This window comes from Pseudomonas sp. AMR01 (assembly GCF_041946035.1).
Lineage (GTDB): Bacteria > Pseudomonadota > Gammaproteobacteria > Pseudomonadales > Pseudomonadaceae > Aquipseudomonas > Aquipseudomonas antarctica_B.
The window spans coordinates 12,649-32,084 of record NZ_JAUTYR010000023.1 but is presented as its reverse complement, the minus strand read 5'-3'; the positions used below and the strand labels follow the sequence as shown (position 1 = coordinate 32,084).

15 protein-coding genes and 1 riboswitch are annotated in these 19,436 nt (G+C 60.5%); of the genes, 6 read left to right on the top strand and 9 right to left on the bottom strand.

Annotated features, from left to right (window positions below):
- Positions 1 to 73: 73 nt before the first annotated feature.
- The gene (thiC, locus tag Q7C20_RS19020) at positions 74 to 1,978 is read right to left on the bottom strand and encodes a phosphomethylpyrimidine synthase ThiC (RefSeq protein WP_375069458.1); all 1,905 of its coding nucleotides are present in this window, start codon (positions 1,976 to 1,978) and stop codon (positions 74 to 76) included.
- A 146-nt stretch (positions 1,979 to 2,124) separates the two neighbouring features.
- Positions 2,125 to 2,230, bottom strand: a riboswitch (TPP riboswitch).
- 195 nt (positions 2,231 to 2,425) lie between these two features.
- Here thiC and Q7C20_RS19015 point away from each other — a divergent pair.
- The gene (locus tag Q7C20_RS19015; protein WP_375069456.1) at positions 2,426 to 3,865 is read left to right on the top strand and encodes a TolC family outer membrane protein; all 1,440 of its coding nucleotides are present in this window, start codon (positions 2,426 to 2,428) and stop codon (positions 3,863 to 3,865) included.
- Between the two features lie 137 nt (positions 3,866 to 4,002).
- Here Q7C20_RS19015 and waaA read toward each other — a convergent pair whose 3' ends face one another.
- Positions 4,003 to 5,280, bottom strand: a complete 1,278-nt coding sequence (waaA, locus tag Q7C20_RS19010) for a lipid IV(A) 3-deoxy-D-manno-octulosonic acid transferase (protein WP_375069455.1) — start codon at positions 5,278 to 5,280, stop codon at positions 4,003 to 4,005.
- Positions 5,281 to 5,303: 23 nt separating this feature from the next.
- A complete protein-coding gene (locus Q7C20_RS19005; RefSeq protein ID WP_375069454.1) occupies positions 5,304 to 6,194 on the bottom strand; it encodes a LysR family transcriptional regulator in 891 nt (296 codons plus the stop codon).
- Positions 6,195 to 6,298: 104 nt separating this feature from the next.
- Here Q7C20_RS19005 and Q7C20_RS19000 point away from each other — a divergent pair, with 104 nt between their 5' ends.
- Genes Q7C20_RS19000 through Q7C20_RS18985 form a run of 4 tightly spaced genes read left to right on the top strand, consistent with a single transcriptional unit; the run spans position 6,299 to position 9,684 of the window.
- Complete coding sequence (locus Q7C20_RS19000) at positions 6,299 to 6,634, top strand: multidrug efflux SMR transporter (RefSeq protein WP_348062405.1); 336 nt, start codon at positions 6,299 to 6,301, stop codon at positions 6,632 to 6,634.
- Between the two features lie 55 nt (positions 6,635 to 6,689).
- Positions 6,690 to 7,865, top strand: coding sequence for an NAD(P)/FAD-dependent oxidoreductase (locus Q7C20_RS18995; RefSeq protein WP_375069453.1), 1,176 nt, complete (start codon positions 6,690 to 6,692; stop codon positions 7,863 to 7,865).
- On the top strand, positions 7,862 to 8,674 hold the full coding sequence (locus tag Q7C20_RS18990) for an aldo/keto reductase (RefSeq protein ID WP_375069452.1): 813 nt from the start codon (positions 7,862 to 7,864) through the stop codon (positions 8,672 to 8,674). The genes Q7C20_RS18995 and Q7C20_RS18990 overlap by 4 nt, the downstream gene beginning before the upstream one ends.
- Before the next feature lie 41 nt (positions 8,675 to 8,715).
- Positions 8,716 to 9,684, top strand: coding sequence for a metal ABC transporter ATPase (locus tag Q7C20_RS18985; RefSeq protein WP_348061977.1), 969 nt, complete (start codon positions 8,716 to 8,718; stop codon positions 9,682 to 9,684).
- 123 nt (positions 9,685 to 9,807) lie between these two features.
- On the opposite strand, the gene Q7C20_RS18980 is transcribed toward Q7C20_RS18985, so the two are convergent.
- From Q7C20_RS18980 to msbA, 3 genes are all read right to left on the bottom strand, one after another.
- Positions 9,808 to 10,743, bottom strand: coding sequence for an NAD-dependent epimerase/dehydratase family protein (locus tag Q7C20_RS18980; protein ID WP_375069450.1), 936 nt, complete (start codon positions 10,741 to 10,743; stop codon positions 9,808 to 9,810).
- Positions 10,736 to 12,160 (bottom strand): bifunctional D-glycero-beta-D-manno-heptose-7-phosphate kinase/D-glycero-beta-D-manno-heptose 1-phosphate adenylyltransferase HldE, encoded by a 1,425-nt coding sequence (hldE, locus tag Q7C20_RS18975; RefSeq protein ID WP_375069448.1) that lies wholly within the window; start codon positions 12,158 to 12,160, stop codon positions 10,736 to 10,738. The genes Q7C20_RS18980 and hldE overlap by 8 nt, the downstream gene beginning before the upstream one ends.
- Before the next feature lie 197 nt (positions 12,161 to 12,357).
- On the bottom strand, positions 12,358 to 14,163 hold the full coding sequence (gene msbA / locus Q7C20_RS18970; protein ID WP_375069446.1) for a lipid A export permease/ATP-binding protein MsbA: 1,806 nt from the start codon (positions 14,161 to 14,163) through the stop codon (positions 12,358 to 12,360).
- A 160-nt stretch (positions 14,164 to 14,323) separates the two neighbouring features.
- Between msbA and Q7C20_RS18965 the strand changes: the two genes are divergently transcribed.
- A complete protein-coding gene (locus tag Q7C20_RS18965; RefSeq protein WP_348061973.1) occupies positions 14,324 to 16,177 on the top strand; it encodes an O-antigen ligase family protein in 1,854 nt (617 codons plus the stop codon).
- 315 nt (positions 16,178 to 16,492) lie between these two features.
- Here the strand turns inward: Q7C20_RS18965 and Q7C20_RS18960 are convergent, their stop codons facing one another.
- Genes Q7C20_RS18960 through Q7C20_RS18950 form a run of 3 tightly spaced genes read right to left on the bottom strand, consistent with a single transcriptional unit; the run spans position 16,493 to position 19,409 of the window.
- Positions 16,493 to 17,377: a glycosyltransferase gene (locus tag Q7C20_RS18960; protein ID WP_375069445.1), complete on the bottom strand. Its 885-nt coding sequence runs from the start codon at positions 17,375 to 17,377 to the stop codon at positions 16,493 to 16,495.
- The gene (locus tag Q7C20_RS18955) at positions 17,374 to 18,528 is read right to left on the bottom strand and encodes a glycosyltransferase (protein WP_375069444.1); all 1,155 of its coding nucleotides are present in this window, start codon (positions 18,526 to 18,528) and stop codon (positions 17,374 to 17,376) included. Before Q7C20_RS18955 ends, Q7C20_RS18960 begins: the two co-directional genes overlap by 4 nt.
- A complete protein-coding gene (locus Q7C20_RS18950) occupies positions 18,525 to 19,409 on the bottom strand; it encodes a DUF6625 family protein (protein ID WP_375069443.1) in 885 nt (294 codons plus the stop codon). Before Q7C20_RS18950 ends, Q7C20_RS18955 begins: the two co-directional genes overlap by 4 nt.
- Positions 19,410 to 19,436: the final 27 nt, after the last annotated feature.

Genomic DNA, 19,436 nt, shown 5'->3' with positions numbered 1-19,436 from the left:
ATTTGGAATGCATTCCAGTGTGGGAGCCGGGCTTGCCCGCGATGGCGGCGGCACAGTCACCGCCGCCTAGGGATCAGACCTTTTTGTAGAGCTGACTGCCTTCCTGCTTGAACCGCTCCGCCTGCTCCGCCAAACCCTTGGCCACGTCCACATCCACCGCTTCAATGCGCTGGTTGGCCGCGTACTCACGCACTTCCTGAGTAATCTTCATCGAGCAGAACTTCGGCCCGCACATCGAGCAGAAATGCGCGACCTTGGCCGAATCTTTCGGCAGGGTTTCGTCGTGGTACGAACGCGCCGTGTCCGGGTCCAGGCCAAGGTTGAACTGGTCTTCCCAACGGAATTCAAAGCGCGCCTTGCTCAAGGCGTTGTCGCGGATCTGCGCGCCGGGATGGCCCTTGGCAAGGTCAGCCGCATGCGCCGCGATCTTGTAGGTGATGATGCCGGTCTTCACGTCATCCTTGTTCGGCAAGCCCAAGTGTTCCTTCGGTGTGACGTAGCAGAGCATGGCGCAACCGAACCAGCCGATCATCGCCGCACCGATGCCCGACGTGATGTGGTCGTAGCCCGGCGCAATGTCGGTGGTCAGCGGGCCGAGGGTGTAGAACGGCGCCTCATCGCAGCATTCCAGCTGCTTGTCCATGTTCTCCTTGATCAACTGCATCGGCACGTGGCCGGGGCCTTCGATCATGGTTTGCACGTCATGCTTCCAGGCGGTCTTGGTCAGCTCGCCGAGGGTTTCCAGCTCGCCGAATTGCGCGGCGTCGTTGGCGTCGGCAATCGAGCCTGGGCGCAGGCCATCGCCTAAGGAGAAGCTGACGTCGTAGGCCTTCATGATTTCGCAGATTTCGTCGAAATGCGTGTAGGTGAAGTTCTCTTTGTGGTGCGCCAGGCACCACTTGGCCATGATCGAACCGCCACGGGAGACGATACCGGTGACGCGCTTGGCGGTCAGTGGCACGTAGCGCAGCAGGACGCCTGCGTGGATGGTGAAGTAATCGACGCCCTGCTCGGCCTGTTCAATCAGGGTGTCGCGGAACAGCTCCCAGGTCAGGTCTTCGGCGGCGCCGCCGACTTTTTCCAGGGCCTGGTAAATCGGTACGGTACCGATCGGCACCGGCGAGTTGCGGATGATCCACTCGCGGGTTTCGTGGATGTGCTTGCCGGTGGACAAGTCCATCACGGTGTCCGAACCCCAGCGGATGCCCCAGGTCAGTTTCGCCACTTCTTCTTCAATGGAAGAACCCAGGGCGCTGTTGCCGATGTTGCCGTTGATCTTCACCAGGAAGTTACGGCCGATGATCATCGGTTCCAGTTCGGTATGGTTGATGTTGGCCGGGATGATCGCGCGGCCACGGGCGATTTCCTCGCGTACAAATTCGGGCGTAATGATTTTCGGCACACTGGCGCCGAAACTGTGGCCGGCGTGCTGCTGGTCGAGCAGGCCGGTGGCGCGGGCTTCTTCGAGCTTCATGTTTTCGCGGATGGCGACGTATTCCATCTCGGCAGTGATGATGCCCTTGCGCGCGTAGTGCATCTGCGTGACGTTGGCCCCGGCTTTGGCGCGGCGCGGGTTTTTCACGTGGGCGAAACGCAGGGCGGTCAGCTCGGCATCGCTCAGGCGCTGTTGGCCAAAGTGCGAGCTCAAGCCCTGCAGGCGCTCAGTGTCGCCACGCACCTCGATCCACGGCGAGCGCACATCGCCCAGGCCTTTGCGCACATCGATGATCACGTTGGGGTCGGTATACGGGCCGGAGGTGTCGTAGACCACCACGGGCGCGTTGATTTCACCGCCGAAATCGGTGGGGGTTACGTCCAGGCTGACTTCGCGCATCGGCACAAGGATGTCCGGGCGAGTGCCTTGTACGTAGATTTTTTGCGAGCGGGTAAACGGCTGCACGGAGCCAGAGTCGACCTTGGCCGATTCACTCAGGTGCACGGTATTTTTTTGTTTTGTACTTTTTATTTCTGTGCTCATCTCAGGCTCTCCAACTATCCAGGCGGTGGATTTTTGTCGGAGCGAACCTGGGACGGATGGACGCACTGAAACCAGTGCTGTGCAATGCACGAGGGCTGTTCGATTGTCGAACAGCATCCCGGACGAAGCACAAGAGGACTCGCCGGGTGACGAGAAATCTTGTTCCCTACGCAGGCGCTAACCTGATCAGGTTCAACGGGATCCGGTATTTACCGATCTCAGCCTTCCAACAAGGCACCCCGACAAGAACGCGGCCAGTCTAGACCATGGCATGGGCAAATTGCCAATGGCGGTGCATTCAGCGTGATGAATGGCGTGATTGCAGATTGTTGTGGCGTGATCGCGCAACTACACTCGGGCGTTGCCTCAACGCTTGACGCCGGTAACGGCCAGCCTTAGCCTTGGGCGCTAAATTATAGCCGTAATATTGAATCTAGGGATCGCCACATGCTGCGCAAACTCTCACTGGCTCTCGCCGTGTCTTGTGCGACCAACGGAATGGTCTGGGCAGCTGAAGCGCCCTTGTCCGCTCAAACCGATCTGGTCAGCGTCTATCAGGAAGCGGCCAGCAACAACGCCGACCTGGCCGCTGCCCGTGCCCAATATGGCGCACAGAAAGAAGTGGTGCCCCAGGCCCGCGCCGGTTTGCTGCCGAACCTGTCAGCCGGTGCCGACAGCAATAATGTGCGCACCCAGATCGACCAACCGGCCGCCACCGTCGACCGTGACGCCCACTCCTGGCGTGCAACCCTGAGCCAGCCGCTGTTTCGCGCCGACCGCTGGTTCCAGCTGCAAGCCGCCGAGGCCGTCAACGAGCAAGCCTCGCTGCAACTCTCGGCCACCGAACAGAACCTGATCCTGCAAAGCGCCGAAAATTACTTCGCCGTGCTGCGCGCCCAGGACAACCTGGCCTCCACCAGGGCCGAAGAAAACGCGTTCAAGCGTCAACTCGACCAGTCCAACGAACGCTTCGACGTGGGCCTGTCCGACAAGACCGACGTACTGCAATCCCAGGCCAGCTATGACACTGCGCGCGCCAACCGCATCGTTGCGCAGCGCCAGGTCGATGACGCCTTCGAAGCGCTGATCACCCTGACCAACCGCCAGTACAACTCGATTCAAGGCATCGTGCACACGTTGCCGGTGTTGCCGCCGTCACCGAACGACGCCAAGGCCTGGGTTGAAACCGCCGGTCGTCAGAACCTCAACCTGCTCGCCAGCAACTACGCCGTCACCGCCGCCGAAGAAACCCTGCGGCAGCGCAAGGCCGGCCACTTGCCGACCCTTGATGCCGTGGCGCAATACGAAAAAGGCGACAACGACGCGCTCGGCTTCAGCAACCCGAACCAACTGCCGGTGCCGTACGGTGGCGATGTGTCCCAACGCACCATCGGCCTGCGCCTGAACATCCCGATCTACAGCGGCGGCCTGACCAGCTCGCAAGTGCGTGAATCCTATTCACGCCTGGACCAGAGCGAGCAGCAGCGCGAAGGCTTGCGCCGTCAGGTGGTGGAAAACACACGCAACCTGCACCGCGCGGTGAACACCGACGTGGAACAGGTGCAGGCGCGCCGCCAGTCGATCATCTCCAACCAGAGCGCGGTGGAAGCCACGGAAATCGGTTATCAGGTGGGCACGCGCAATATCGTTGATGTGCTGGATTCGCAACGCCAGCTCTACGCGTCGGTGCGCAACTACAACAACAGCCGCTATGACTACATCCTCGACAACCTGCGTTTGAAGCAAGCGGCAGGCACGTTGAACCCGGGGGATTTGCAGGACTTGGCGCGTTATCTCAAGGCCGACTACAACCCGGACAAAGACTTCCTGCCGCCGGATTTGGCCAAGGCTGCCGCCGAACAGCTCAAGGCCCGCCCCGGTTCTTGAATACACCACACAACTAATGTGGGAGCGGGCTTGTGTGGGAGCTGGCTTGCCTGCGATGCAGGCACCTCGGTACTTCAAGTACACCGAGGTGATGCTATCGCAGGCAAGCCAGCTCCCACATTTTGCTCCGCGTTGATTCAGTGATTCAGCAGTCTGTCCAAGCCATCGAGCAAGCGCTTGAGCGCGCCCTGGTTGGCCTGCATCACTTTCAATCCTGCTGCAGCCATCTTGCGCGCGTCCTGCGGCAGTTCGAACAATTGCCGCACAGCCTCCGCCAACCCTTCGGCATCATCCACGGCTCGCAACGCCCCGGCTTCGCGCATCATCGCGGTGATGTCGAGGAAGTTGAATACGTGCGGCCCCATGATCACCGGCTTGCCAAGCGCCGCTGGTTCCAGCGGGTTGTGGCCGCCAGTGGCAACAAGGCTGCCGCCGACGAAAGCGCTGTCAGCCAACGCATACAGAAACAGCAACTCGCCCATGGTGTCACCCAGCAACACCGAAGTTTGCGCAGTCACCGGCTCACCGCTGGAGCGGCGCACCGTGGCAAAGCCGCGTTGCGTGCACAGCTCGAACATCGGGCCGAAGCGTTCCTGATGACGCGGCACCAGAATCAACAACGCATTCGGATAGCTGGCAAGCAATTGGCGATGAGCCGCGAGAACCACTTCGTCCTCACCTTCATGGGTACTGGCGGCAATCCACACCGGGCGCTCGCTGGCGCCCCATTGCTCGCGCAGGGCGGCGGCGCGCACCGGCAGTTGTGGGTCGATGGTCAGGTCGAATTTAATCGAGCCAGTGACCTCAACCGTTTCCGGGCGCGCGCCCAGGCTTAGATAACGCTGCGCTTCGGTGTGCGTCTGCACGGCAAACAGGCTCATTTCAGCGAGCATCGGCGCGGTCAGCTTGGCGAAACGTCCGTAACCCTTGGCCGAACGCGCCGACAATCGAGCATTGGCCAACGCAACCGGAATCCCGCGTTGAGCGCAGGCGTGAATATGGTTGGGCCACAGCTCGGTTTCCATGATCACCGCCAGTTTCGGCTGCACCCGATCAAGAAACCGCTTGGCCGCGCACGGCACGTCATACGGCAAATAGCAGTGCTGAATGCGCGGTTCATTGGCGAACAGCGCCTGAATACGCTCGGAACCCGTGGGCGTCATGCAGGTGACGGTAATCGGCAACGTGGGATGACGTTCCATCAGGCCGCGAATCATCGGCGCGGCGGCAATGCTTTCGCCGACCGACACCGCATGCACCCAAATCCCGCCCGGCTGCATCACCGGCACGCCATAGGAAAACCGTTCGCCGACGCGCTTGGCGTAGGCCGGCGCCTTGCGCGCGCGCAGCCACAGACGTAAAGCCACCAACGGCAGCGCCAGGTAAAACAGACAGCTGTAGAGAGTTCTATTCATGGCGGCGGAGTTTATCGGCTTTTTCAGTCGATCGCCTGCAAGCACTCGGCAAATCGTTCGGCCAGGAAACGCGCAGCAGGCCCGAGGTGCTCATCCCGGCGCCAGACCAATTCCACCACCAGCGCCGGCGGGGTCCATTCGCTGTGCAGTTCGACCATCTGCTGTTGATAGGTCGGGTACTGCACGATATGCCGGGGCAGCCAGGCCCAGCCCAGCCCACTCATCAGCCATTCGGCCAACACGTAGAAACTGTCGGCGCGCCACACCAGCGGGCTGGCGGCTTCACTGCCGGGGTAGACGCTGGTTTGGGTCGACATCAGCAATTGTCGAAACTGCGCCAGGCGCTGGCACGTGACATACGTGTCCTTTGCCAGCGGGTGATTCACGCCGCACACCGTGACCATTTCCACGCTGCCCACCACTCGCCGTTCAAGGGCTTCGGGGATTTGGTCGTGATAAAACAACAGGCCCAGGTCCGCCTTGCGCTCCAACAGCTTGCGCGCCACATCGCCCTGGGCGGCACTGGACAACTGCACTTCCAGATGCGGGTATCGCCCGGCCAATGCCTCAAGGCTGTCGAGCACCGGCTGGAACAGCATGGCTTCGTCCTGGGCCAGCCGCAGGCAGGCTTCTTCGCCGCGCGTCAGCGACAACGCGCGGCCATTGAGCCGCTCGCACTGGCGCAACACTTCGCGTGCTTCTTCCAGCAACACGCTGCCGGCTTCAGTCAGGGTCGGCTGGCGGCCACTGCTGCGTTCGAACAGGCTCAGGCCCAAATCCGCCTCCAGCAGCGCAATGCCGTTGCTCACCGCCGATTGCGCCTTGCGCTGGTCGCGCGCCACCGCCGAAAACGAACGCTGTTCAGCGACGCTGACGAACAAGCGCATCTGTTCGAGGTTCCACTGCACGCTCATGGCTCAACCCATCTTGATTTCGGATAGGTAATGACTTTATCCCATCTGCTGAAGCGTTAGAATGACGACCTTATTCAAATACGCTGCACACCGAGGACACCTCCATGAATGCTGCCTACGTTTATCTGGCCATCGCCATTTGCTCGGAAGTGATTGCCACCGTTTCCATGAAGGCCATCAAAGGCTGGAGTACGCCCATCCCGCTGCTGCTGGTGATCGTCGGCTACGGCGTGGCGTTTTGGATGCTCACCCTGGTGGTGCGCACCGTGCCGGTGGGCGTGGCCTACGCCGTGTGGGCGGGGATGGGGATTGTGATGGTCAGCGTCGCGGCGCTGTTTATTTACGGGCAAAAGCTTGATGTGCCGGCAATCATGGGCATGGGCCTGATTGTGCTGGGCGTGGTGGTGATTCAGCTGTTCTCCAAAACCGCCGGGCACTGACCCCGCCTCAACAGCCTGTATACTGCGCCTCTTGTCTTGAACACTGAGGTCGCCGATGCCATCCGTTATTTCCACCGACGTTCTGATTGTCGGCGCCGGGGTTGCCGGCCTCTGGTTGAATGCGCGCCTGCGCGGCCAGGGGTTTTCCACGGTGGTGGTGGAAAGCGCCACACTCGGCGGCGGGCAAAGCGTGAAGTCCCAGGGGATTATTCACGGCGGTGCGAAATACGCCCTGCACGGCGCCCTCACCGGCGCCTCCGAAGCGATTGCCGACATGCCGCGCCGCTGGCGTGAAGCGCTGGCGGGCAATGGCGAGCTGGACCTGTCCGGCGTGCGCTTGCTGTCCGAAGCGCATTACCTGTGGTCCCCCGGCACACTCGCCGGCAACCTCACCAGCTTCTTCGCCAGCAAGGCCGTGCGCGGGCGTGTCGATCAGGTCAAGGGCGACGAGTTGCCCCCGGCCCTGCAAGACCGCCGCTTCAAGGGCAAGGTCTATCGCCTCGCGGAACTGGTGGTCGACGTCCCGAGCCTGGTCGCACGCCTGGCGCAATTGGCCGGAGACGGCTTGCTCGCCGGGCAACACATCGAACCGCTGCTGGACGGCGACACGCTGGTGGGCTTGAAGGTGGACGGTCGCGAGATCCGCGCCCAGCGCATCGTCTTGAGCGCAGGCGGCGGCACGGCGGATTTGCTCAGCGCCCTGGGCCTCAGCAAGCCGGCCATGCAGAAACGCCCGCTGCACATGATCATCGCCAAAGGCCCGGGCCTCAAACCGCTGTACGCCCACTGCCTGGGCGGCGGCACCAAACCGCGCATCACAATCACTACCCACCCGGCCGCCGATGGCAATTGGGTGTGGTACATGGGCGGCGACATTGCCGAGGCGGATGGCGTGGCGCGCACACCTGAAGAACAGATCGCCACCGCGCAAAAAGAGCTGGCGCAACTGCTGCCGTGGATCGACATGAGCCAGACCCAGTGGGCCACCCTGCGCGTCGACCGCGCCGAGCCGCTGCAATCGGGCCTGACCCGCCCGGACAATGCCTTTCTCGCCGATCAAGGCCGCCTGCTCGTCGGCTGGCCGACCAAGTTGGCCCTCGCGCCGGACTTCGCAGACCGCGTGCTCAACGCCCTAGAGCGCGACGGCATCCGCCCAAGCGCCACAGACGCCCTGCCTGACTTGCCGAAACCGGCCCTCGGCCTACCTGCCTGGGAGCAACTGTTGCCATGAGCCTGCCAACCCTGCACGACTTGCATCGCCCGCTGGGCAACACTGGCCTGCTGGTCTCGCCACTGGGCCTGGGCACAGTCAAGCTGGGCCGCGACCAAGGGGTGAAATACCCCAATGGTTTCCAGATTCCCGATGATGACGAAGCGCGGATGTTATTGCGCCAGGCCCGACAACTGGGCATCAACCTGATCGACACCGCACCTGCTTATGGCCGCAGCGAGGAGCGCCTTGGCCCGCTGCTGCGTGACCAGCGCAAGGACTGGGTGATTGTCAGCAAGGTCGGTGAGGAGTTCGAAGCGGGCGTGTCCCATCACGATTTCAGCGCGGCCCATACGCGGATGTCGATTGAGCGCAGCTTGAAACGCCTTGAAACGGATTTCATCGACCTGGTGCTGGTGCATTCCGATGGAAATGACCTTCACATCCTCAACGACTGCAAAGTCTACGAGACCCTGGAAGCGTTGAAAAAAGAAGGCAAGATTCGCGGTTTCGGCTTCTCCGGCAAAACCGTTGAAGGCGGCGTGAAGGCTCTGGAAAGGGGCGATTGCGCGATGGTCACCTACAATTTGAACGAACAGAGCGAGAAAGCCGTGATTGATTACGCGGCGGCCCATGGCAAAGGCATCCTGGTGAAAAAGGCGCTGGCCAGCGGCCACGTGTGCCTGGAGCCGGGAATGGATCCAATTCGTGCCAGTTTCATGTTGTTGTTTGCGCAAACGGGCGTCGCCAGTGCTATTGTCGGGACCATTAATCCGCTGCACCTGGCCCATAACGTGGCGACCGCTGCCCAAGTCATTCGTCAACTCTGATGCCGCCCACGCGGCCGACACCGTCGCAAGAAGGAGCCGACATGCCGCGAACGCTCATAAGAAAAAACCCGAGCAACTTCAAAACACTGCCGCTGCACGTCGAAGCCACACCCGAAGGCCTGAGTTACCAGAGCGTGGGCATGCCGCTCAACTTCGCCCAGACCCTGCAACGGCGCAAGCCGGTGGAGGTAGCAAACCCCGAGCGTTTTGCTGTGGAGTTGGCCAACCTCGGTGTGTCGGTACGCCTGACCCTGCATTGGCAAAACAAGGATTACTGGGTGCTGGTACGTCAACGCCGCCAGGACCGTGGCGACGTGGTGCTCAAGCTGATTTCCGGCTACGTCCCTGCCCATGAACTGAACCTGCCGCTGCATACCGCCATCCAGGAAATTGCCGAAGAATGTTTGCTGGAGACGCCCGAAGGCTGGCTCGGCGGGCGCTTCAATGACACCTGGCTGCCGGCGCCCTACTCCGCCGCCCTGCATTACCGCGAGGCCCTGCCTTTTCGCTTGAGCCCGCTGTCTGGCGCCGCGCGCCCGGTGCGCTGCGCGACCACCCAACTTATCGAACGCCCACGCGCCTATGTGCACTTGCCCACGGCGTCGTTGCAGTTGATTTACGACTTGCGACTGGAGGTGCCGAAGGAAGCCAAGTCCCTCAGCCTGTTCCATGTGGATGAACGGCTGGAAGGCGACCAACTGGTGGCGCGCCTTGACCGCCAGCGGCCGGACTTGTACCTGATGCCGTTGAAAGACGGGCAACCGATTGCCGAGTTGTACACCGTCAAGAAAGACCAGCTCATCCCGGCCAGCACCCGCGGTTTATACCTGGCGGAAAGCTTCGCGTTGCAGGAAGGCTGGCTGGTGCGGGACGAGCGGATTCGCTGGAAGGATTGGTTGCGTCAGCAAGGCTTGGCACAGCCTGAAAAAGAGTCGAAGCTCAAGCGCTTGACGGGTAAGGCAAAGCAGATGCTGCGCAAGATTGTGCCGAAGAAAAAAGCCAGCCACTGAACTCACAGACGAAGTAGATCAAATGTGGGAGCGGGCTTGCTCGCGAATGCGTCGTGTCAGTCAGTACATCTGTAACTGATACACCGCATTCGCGAGCAAGCCCGCTCCCACATTTGATTGCGTTCAGCCGTTGAGCAGGCGCTCCAGGCCGACCTTCAGCGGCGTCGGCTCAGGCAGCGTGAAACTGGCCAAAAGCCGCTGGTTATTCGCCCGCGAATGCCGGATATCCCCCAACCGCGCAGGCCCGTAAGTGATCGCCGGCAATGCGCCCACTACCTCTTCGAGCGCCTGCAACACCTGCTTGAGCGTTGTGGTGCGGTTCCAGCCGACATTGATCGCACCCACCGGCGCATCCGGTACCTCGATGGCTTGCACCAGCAAATCCACCAGATCTTCCACGTACATGAAATCGCGGGTTTGCTCGCCGTCGCCGAACACGGTAATCGGCACGCCTTGCTGCACGCGCTCGCTGAAGATGCTGATCACGCCGGAATACGGCGATGACGGATCCTGACGCGGCCCGAAGATATTGAAGAAGCGAAAGATCACCGGCTCCAGGCCATGCTGGCGGCGGTAGAAGTCGAAGTAGTGCTCGCCGGCCAGCTTGTCCGATGCATACGGCGTCAACGGCGCCTTGGTGGTCTCTTCGTCGATCGAAGCACCTTCGCCATTGTTGCCATACACCGCCGCGCTGGAGGCAAATACCACGCGCTTCACACCGGCTTTGCGCATGGCCTCGCAGACATTCAAGGTGCCGACGAAATTGCTCTGGTGTGTGCTGACCGGGTCATCGACCGAGGCTTGCACCGACGCCACGGCGGCCAGGTGCACCACCGCCGTCGCGCCGATGGCGGCGTGCGCCACCCGTTCGGCATCGGCCACATCGCCTTCAATCAGTTCGACGCGCGGGTTGTCCAACGGCAGATTGCTGCGTTTGCCGGTGGACAGGTCATCCAGCACCCGCACGGCATAGCCCTTGGCGAGCAACGCATCGACCAGGTGCGAGCCGATAAACCCAGCGCCGCCGGTGATCAGAATCCACTGCTCAGCGTCACTCATTGTTGCGAATCTTCTCGACAATGGCCGTGGTCGAGCTGTTCTCAACCAGGCCCAACACTTTGACCGTGCCGCCGTAGGCACTGACGATATCGGCCCCCACTACCTGGTCGACGGAATAATCGCCGCCCTTGACCAGCACGTCCGGCTTGACCTGGGCCAGCAGGTTTTCCGGGGTACCTTCAGAGAAGCTGATCACCCAGTCCACGGCGCCCAAGCCGGCCAAAACGGCCATGCGCCGATCGACACTGTTGATTGGACGGCCCGGGCCTTTCAGGCGGCTGACCGACGCGTCATCGTTGACCGCGACGATCAAACGATCGCCCTGGGCGCGCGCCTGTTCCAGGTAGGTCACGTGACCGGCGTGGAGGATGTCGAAGCAGCCGTTGGTGAACACAATGCTTTCGTTGTGGGCGCGCGCATCGTCAATCGCCAGCAGCAATTGTTCGATAGTCAGCACGCCACGTTCCGAGCCTTCGGAGCGCTGAATCGCACGGCGCAACTCGGGAGCGCTGATAGCAGCGGTACCCAATTTGCCCACCACAATGCCCGCCGCCAGATTGGCCAGGGCCACGGCGTGGGGCAATTCCTCACCGGCCGCGATGGAGGCGGCCAGGGTGGAAATAACGGTATCACCGGCGCCAGTGACGTCGAACACTTCACGGGCGCGCGCCGGCAGGTGCATCGCCGGGTGGCCCGGGCGCAGCAGGGTCATGCCGTGTTCGCCACGGGTGACCAGCAAGGCGCCGAGGTCGAGGTCGGCCATCAGCGTCGCGCCCTTGGTCACCAGCTCGTGCTCATCTGCGCAACCGCCGACGATGGCTTCAAACTCGCTGAGGTTTGGCGTGATCAGGCTGGCGCCCCGATAAATCGAGAAGTCCTTGCCCTTGGGATCGGCCAGTACGGGAATGCCTCGGGCCTTGGCGGCCTTGATCAGTTCCTGGTGATTCTTCAGGGCGCCTTTGCCGTAATCCGACAGCACCAGCACCTTGATGCCTTCGAGCAACGAATCAACCTGGCCGCTGAGGGCCAGGGCGTCGGTGGCGAAGGGTTCTTCGAAATCGATACGCAGCAATTGCTGGTGACGGCTCATGACCCGCAACTTGACCGTGGTCGGCTGATGGGCAATGCGCTGAAACAGCGCGCGCACGCCAGCACCGCGCAGGCTGTTGGCCAGGCTGTCGGCGGCTTCGTCGTCGCCGGTCACACCCACCAGGGAGGCCGGGGCGCCGAGGGCGGCAATATTGAGGGCAACGTTGGCAGCGCCGCCTGGGCGGTCTTCGATTTGCTCGACCTTGACTACCGGTACCGGCGCCTCAGGGGAAATCCGTGAGGTACCGCCATGCCAGTAACGGTCGAGCATGACATCGCCGACCACCAAGACAGGGGCTTGATCGAATCGCGGCATGGACAACTTCATGGAGCAACCCACATACAAAATGAACAGGGGCGCGATATTAGCACAGGGTTACAGGAGGCTTGTCGCGGGCGTGACAGAAGATGGTGTGGCGAGGGAGCTTGCTCCCGCTGGACTGCGCAGCAGGCCCATTTTCAGGGCCGCTTCGCGTCCCGGCGGGAGCAAGCTCCCTCGCCACAAAAGCCCGCTCCCACAGAGATTCAGGTGATGTCGGCCGGCAGGGGTGCATCCAGGCCCATGGCATGCAGGCGGGCGTAATAGCCGTTCTGTGCCAACAACTCGCCGTGGGTGCCGCGTTCAACGATGCGGCCGTCATCCATCACCAGAATCAGGTCGGCTTTCTCGATGGTGGATAAGCGGTGCGCGATCACCAGAGTCGTGCGGCCCTGCATGACTTTGTCCAGGGCGGCCTGAATGTGCCGTTCGGACTCGGTATCGAGCGCCGAGGTGGCCTCGTCGAGAATCAGCAGCGGCGCGTTCTTGAGCAAGGCCCGGGCGATTGCCAGACGCTGACGTTGACCGCCGGACAACAGCACGCCATTTTCGCCGACCTGTGTGTCGAAGCCTTTTGGCAACTGGTCGATGAAGTCTTTGGCATAGGCATCTGCCGCCGCGGCCTCAACGTCTGCCCGTGGTGCACCGGCCAAATCGCCGTAGGCAATGTTGTTGGTCACGGTGTCGCTGAACAGGGTGACGTGCTGGGTGACCTGGGCAATGTGCTTGCGCAGGTTGAGCAGCTTGTAGTCTTCGATTTCTACGCCATCGAGCAGGATTTCACCGCTTTCGTGGTGATAGAAACGCGGAATCAGGCTGGCCAGGGTCGACTTGCCACTGCCGGAACGGCCGACGAGGGCGATCATCTGCCCAGGTTCGGCGGTGAAGCTGATGTCCTTGAGCACGTGGCGTTCGGTGCCTGGGTACGTGAAGTTCAGATTGCGCACGTCCAGACGGCCGCTGACCTTGTCGCGCTCGACGGTGCCGCCGTCGACTTCCTGTTCTTCGTCCAGCTGTTCGAAAATACTTTCGGCACCGGCCACACCTTTCTGGATGGTCGAGCTGACTTCAGACAATTGGCGGATCGGCTTGGGCAGCAGGCCCGCCAGCGTGATGTAAGCCACCATGTCACCCGCCGACGCGTCGCCACGAAGGTAAAGCACGAGGAACATCAGCACCGCCATGGCGGTATAGATCACCAACTGCAGCGCCGGGGTGTAGATCGCCCCGGTGCGGGTCATGCTCAGTTGTTTGTTGGTGTTGCTCAGGCTGGCCTTGAGGAAACGCTTTTCCTCGTAGATCTCACCGCCAAAGCTGCGCACTACGCGGTAGCCCTGGATGGTTTCAGAGGCGACGTGGGTCACGTCGCCCATGGCCACCTGAATCTTCTTGCTCTGCTTGCGGAATTTCTTGCTGGCGGTTCTGACCATCACGGCAATCAACGGCAGGATGGCGACCATCACCAGCGTCAGGCGCCAGTTCATGAACAGCAGCGAGGCGAACAGGAAGATCACCGTCATGCCTTCGCGAATCACAACCTTGATGGCATCGGTCGCCGCACCCGTGACCATGGTCACGTTGAAGGTGATGCGAGAAATCAAGTGCCCGGAATTGTGGTTATCGAAGTAGCGGTTCGGCAATGTCAGCAGGTTGTTGAACAACTGCACACGCAGGTCGTGGACAAGGCCCAGCGAAACCTTGGCCAACAGGTAGTTGCCCAGAAACGAACCCAAACCCTGCCAGGCGGCGATCAAGATGATCAACAGCGGCACGGCTTGCAACAATTGCAGATCCCGCAGCAGCGGTACGCTTGGGAACAGCACCGCTTCGGGGTTGGACAGGCCGTCGACGAAGTACTTGAGAATGTACCCCAGCATGGGCTGGGTCGACGCGAAAATCAGAAATCCAATGATACTCAGCGCAAACAAGCCGGCATAGGGCTTAACGTAGGTGAGCAGACGGAAGTATATTTTCAAGCTCGAAGGGCTTGCGCTCGGACTAGAGTCGGTCATATCACGCGGCGTTTTGAAAAAGGATGCTGACTTTAGCACAGCTTCTCTGTTGTACTTGCACCCGGCATGACCCTCAGCCCGGCTGGATCCAATTGGCGACATCATATAGCCACCACTCTAACATGGTCGGCTTTCTCTATTCTGGAATGGCTTTTACTGTATGCAGTCCAAGCGTCTTCACTATGGCTCAAATCGCGTTTTCGACTTCCTGGTTCTGTGGATTTTGCCCATTGGCTTATTTTTGCTGCTAAGTGCGCTGTTCATCGTGACCAACCGCAATACGTTGCATAAGTTTTACTATGGCTTTTTCAGTGCACCGACCCTGCTGCTGCTGTGCTTGCGCCCTCGAGAGCTGAAAGAATTGCTGCGCGAACCACTGGTGCTCGCATTCGCTGCATTTTGCATCTGGGCGCTGATCACGCTGTTCTGGAGCCATGCTCCCGATGTCGACTCCGACCTTTTCAAACGACCGCTGCACACCTTCATGCTGTTCGGCGGGTGCGGGCTGCTGCTGCATTACCGCAACGACCTGTTCAAACCGATTTTCTTCGGCGCTGCGGTGATTGCACTGGTGGTATGCGCGTGCAACCTGGCGGCTTTCTTCAAAGGTTTCGAGCCTGGCATGCGCATGATCGGCGGTCGTGGCGCCCTCGACAACCCGCTGCTTAGCTCTCACGTCTTCGGCTTTTTCTGCGTTTACTGGCTGTATGTGTGCATCACCTGCCGGCGCCTGCAGGTGTTGTGGTTGAGCGTGCCCGCGCTGGCGGTGATGACGGCCGCAGTCCTCGCCACCGGCTCCCGAACCCCTTTGGTTGCACTGACCATGGGCGTGCTGTGGATAACCTTCGTCAGCCGTAACCGTCGCTCTGCGCTACTCATGACTACCCTGATCGTGGCGACAGCAGCGCTTCTCGTGTTTTATCCCGAAGCGATCACTGAACGCGGCAGTTCGTTCCGCTTCCAGTTGTGGGGCTTGACGATGCAACGCATCGCTGAATACCCATGGATCGGCCACAGTTTCAATTCCGACCTGCTGCTGTCGGTGGAAGGGATGTCGCTGGTTGAGCCCCACAGCTTTGCCCTCGGCGTGCTCTACTACGTCGGCATCATCGGTTTTATCCCGTGGGCCTTCATGCTCTGCTGGGGCCTGTACAAAGGCTTCGAGCAACGGGCTAAACCGCTGTTCATCCTGGCATCGACACTCTTGGCCTACGGCATCGGCGCCGGCCTCACCGAAGGCGGTGGCATTCTGTCGCGTCCCAAGGAGCATTGGTTCCTGCTGTGGATTCCGTTGGCAATTCTGGCCGGCCTGAGCATCGCCCAACGCCGCCGCAGCATGCTGCGCATGCCGGTGCAGAGCCTCAAGCCGCAAGCGTTTGATCAACTGAGCCGCAACGCTCACGTGATCGAAGCCGATGGCCTCGGCCCGAAAGTGCTACGCCTGGAAGACGGCCGTTTCCTCAAAGTGTTCCGCCCACGCCGCTGGTATACCTCGGGCAGCTTCAACCCTTACTCCGAGCGGTTCGCGAGCAACAGTGAGCAATTGCGCACGCTGGGCATCCCTTCCCCGGAAATTCTCAACCTCTATGAAATGCACGATGGCAGCAGCGCTGTCGTCTACACACCGCTGCCCGGCCTGACCCTGCGTCAGGCGCTGCAAAGCCTGGACAGCAGCCTGCGCGAGTCACTGGTAGAACGTTTCGGCCGCTTCGTCGCACTGCTGCATGAACGCGGCGTGTACTTCCGTTCGCTGCACTTGGGCAATGTGTTGCTGATGGATGACGGCGAATTTGGCTTGATTGATGTGGCCGACCTGCGCATCTTCCCGTCCTCTCTGCGCAATGCACTGCGCCAGCGCAACCTGAACCATATGCAACGCTACCCGCAGGACCGCAACTGGCTGTTCGAATCGCACTTCGAACAATTGGCCCAGGGCTATGCATCGGTAGCGTCGCCGCAAGCGACGGCAAAAATCCGCGAGCAGGTTCAGTCACTCGCTCGCCCTGCTGCCTGAGCCATTTGAAAGATGCGCCCCCTAGAGGCATAGGTATCTACACAACTTTTAGAGGCTGGCGAATCTCTCTGTGGCGAGCGGGCTTGTCGAATCGTCGCACCGCCCGCGTTGGGCTGCGTAGCAGCCCCAGAAACAGCCACTACGAAGTGTCTGACACACCGTATTCTTCTTTACTGGGGCTGCTTCGCAGCCCAACGCGGGCGGTGCGACGATTCGACAAGCCCGCTCGCCACGAAAGCCCTGCCTACTGGGGTTTAAGCGTCTAGCTCGATTTGTGTAGATACCTATGCCCTAGAGGAGCGCACGCAGTCGCGGTCAGTCTTTTTCCAGCGGGGAAAAATACAGCCGCATCAAGCCCCGCCACGTTTTCTTGTTCCATGCCCGAAACGGAATCTGCGCGAGCAGCTCCCTCGCCAACGCGCGGTTGCGATTGGACGTTTTGAGGAACATGGAACTGAGAAACTTGTAACGCACCTCGTCGTATTGCGGATGGTCACTGAACAACGCGTACGAACGCAGGATATTGTCGATCATGAAGCGGTGATTCTTGTACGAGTTGGTGGCGTGCTTGCGGTAGCGCGCCATGACCACGTTCAAACCGTCGATGAAATATCCGGCGTGGGTAATTTTCAATTCAATCAGCAAATCTTCCAGGCGGATTTCAGGGTCGAAACCGCCGACCTTCTCCAGCGCTTCGCGGCGGATCATCAGCGTGGGCGCAGGCGGATAAGGCTTGCGCTCCATGAACAAGTCGTCGAAGTCCAAGCGCCGGAAAGGCACATCCCGACGCTGGCGCTTTTCCGGAAACAGCTCACCCTGGGAATCGATCAGTTCGATGTTCCCCGCGCAAATCCCCACCTCGGGCTTGCCGTCCATATAGGCCACCTGGGTCGCAATGCGCTCGGGCAACATAATGTCATCGGAGCCGAACGGCACAATCAGCGGGCCCTGGGACCGTGCAATGGCACCGTTAAGCGTGTTGGTCAGCCCTTGGTTCTGCTGCACGCGAAAATCGAAGGTGTGATGTTCCTGCAACCGGCGAATGCGCTCGACGCTGTCGTCTGTCGAACCATCGTCAATCACCAGCAATTCGATGTTGGGGTACGTCTGGTTCAGGACGCTGAGGATGCTGTTCTCAATGTAGGGCGCATGGTTGTAAGACGCGATGATCACGGTGACCAAAGGCTGAGGCTGGTTCATACACTGTTCCCGTGTGCTTGAGCCAATCCGGCATCAATCAGTTCCAGGTATTCCTGACGGAAGACCTCAATGTCGTGCTGCGCCTGAAGGTACCTGTAAGCCTGTTCGCCCTTCTGCGCCAGCGCCTCAACGGGCAGCGCCAGGTAGGTGTCCAGCGCCCCGGTCAGTTCGGGGACATTGGCCGGTTCGACCGCCAGGCCACCCGCTCCCTCAATCAGTGGCAGCATGGCCGGCACGCTTGAAGCGATCACCGGCAGGCGGCCGCTCATACCCTCCAGCAGCGCCAGGCCCAGGCCTTCTGCCAGCGACGGCATGGCCCAAATATCGAAAGCGCGCACGTACTGCAGGGCATTCTCCTTGAAACCCAACAAATGCACGCGCCCGTCCAGACCAAGGCTTTGGATTTGCGCGGCCAGGTTGGATTCCTCGCGCCCCGCGCCAATGATGGCGAGTTGTGCTGTGGGGTACTTGTCTTTGAGTGCGGCGAACGCCTGCAACAAATAGGTGTGGCCCTTGACGGGCACCAGGCGCCCCAGCGCGCCGATCAGACGTACCGAAGGGTCGATGCCGAGCAACTCGCGTGCACGTTCGCGCGAATGCTGCAGGGCTTCAGCCTGCTCGATGTCGATGGCGTTGGTGATGGCGTAGGTATTGCTGTCAGTAAAGCCGCACTGGCAGTCCAGCAGGTACTGTTTGACCGCAGGTGACACTCCGACAAAACGCCAGTGTTCGTCGATCCAGCGCTGCGCCTGCTTGCGCCGGTAGAGACGGTCATACTCGCCGAAGCCGTGGGAGATGCCGATACACAGCGGGATCTCCAACCAGCGGTTCAGTTGCAACATCATGTTGACCGGCTTAAAGCGGTTGCACACCACGACGTCGAACTTTTCCCGGCGGCAGAACTTGTACAGCTGCCACATGGCGCGCAGCCTCAAGCCTTTGAGGGATTTGTCGGAAAACTCGAAGTAGACCGATGTGCCCGCGCGACTGACCGGCGCGCCGGGCCCAGGACGGCCACGCAGGAACGCTGCCGTGACCTCATAGCGGTCTGCCGGCAATGCCTTGACGATCTGCTCGGCAAGGTCGGCAAAGTCATGGGATTTAACATTGTAGTCAGGCTGCAATTGCAGAACCTTGAAACGCCGACTCATAACTCTCCTCGATGGAAACCTGTGGCATCAACAACCCAAGAGGGTTGCGCAGCCAGCGCCTCAACGGACTCGTCGCTGGGCGACGGTAATAACGGCCACTGATTACGCTTCCAACAGACAAAATGGAAATACGGAAATTCCCGCTCGCCATCCCTGTCATTGGTCAGCCGACCGTTGTTCCAGAACCATTGATGAGGGAAGCGATCACTGCCGTCATGCCACTTGATGACGCCACCCGGCGTGCTGAACGCCTCAGTGAATTCACTGCGTCGACGCCAGGGATTGAACTTGCCCACCAGGTTGAACAACGGTTTCGGGAAATTCTTGCGCCACAGGAAAATACGGCTGAACGCGCCCTCATCCAGCGCATGATGCGCCTGACAGGCGAAACGCGCTTCCCAATCCTTGATCTGCATGAACGCATGCCGTTTTCTGGCGGTATTGCGAAGCAGGCACAAATGGCCGGCGACCCGGCGCTCATGGGTCGAAAACAAGTCATAGCGGGCCAATCGCTCGGCGGTGAAGTAATTGCGCAGGTTGCCGTAGATAAGGTCCAGGTCGCCAAACGCCCAGAAATCATAGCCATCGAGGCGATCCGCATGGATATGCCCGAGTGCCGGCTTTATGTCACACAACTTGTAAGGCGCTTGAGGCGCAAAGTTGATGTTCAGGCGCTGCGAAACCAATGCGCAATAATCGGCAAACGTGATGCTTTCAATCTTGACGTTGTCCGGCACGTTTTTGGGCATTGGGCAATCGCTGAATAGCAGCCAGTCAATGTCCGCGTTGCGCCGACAGCTTTCGAGGAAAAAAGGCATCCAGAATGGCCAGCGGCCAAAGTAAGGAATAATGAAAAGAATGCGGGGGCACTGATTTATCACTCTGGGGACTCACTGTCATTGAGGCGG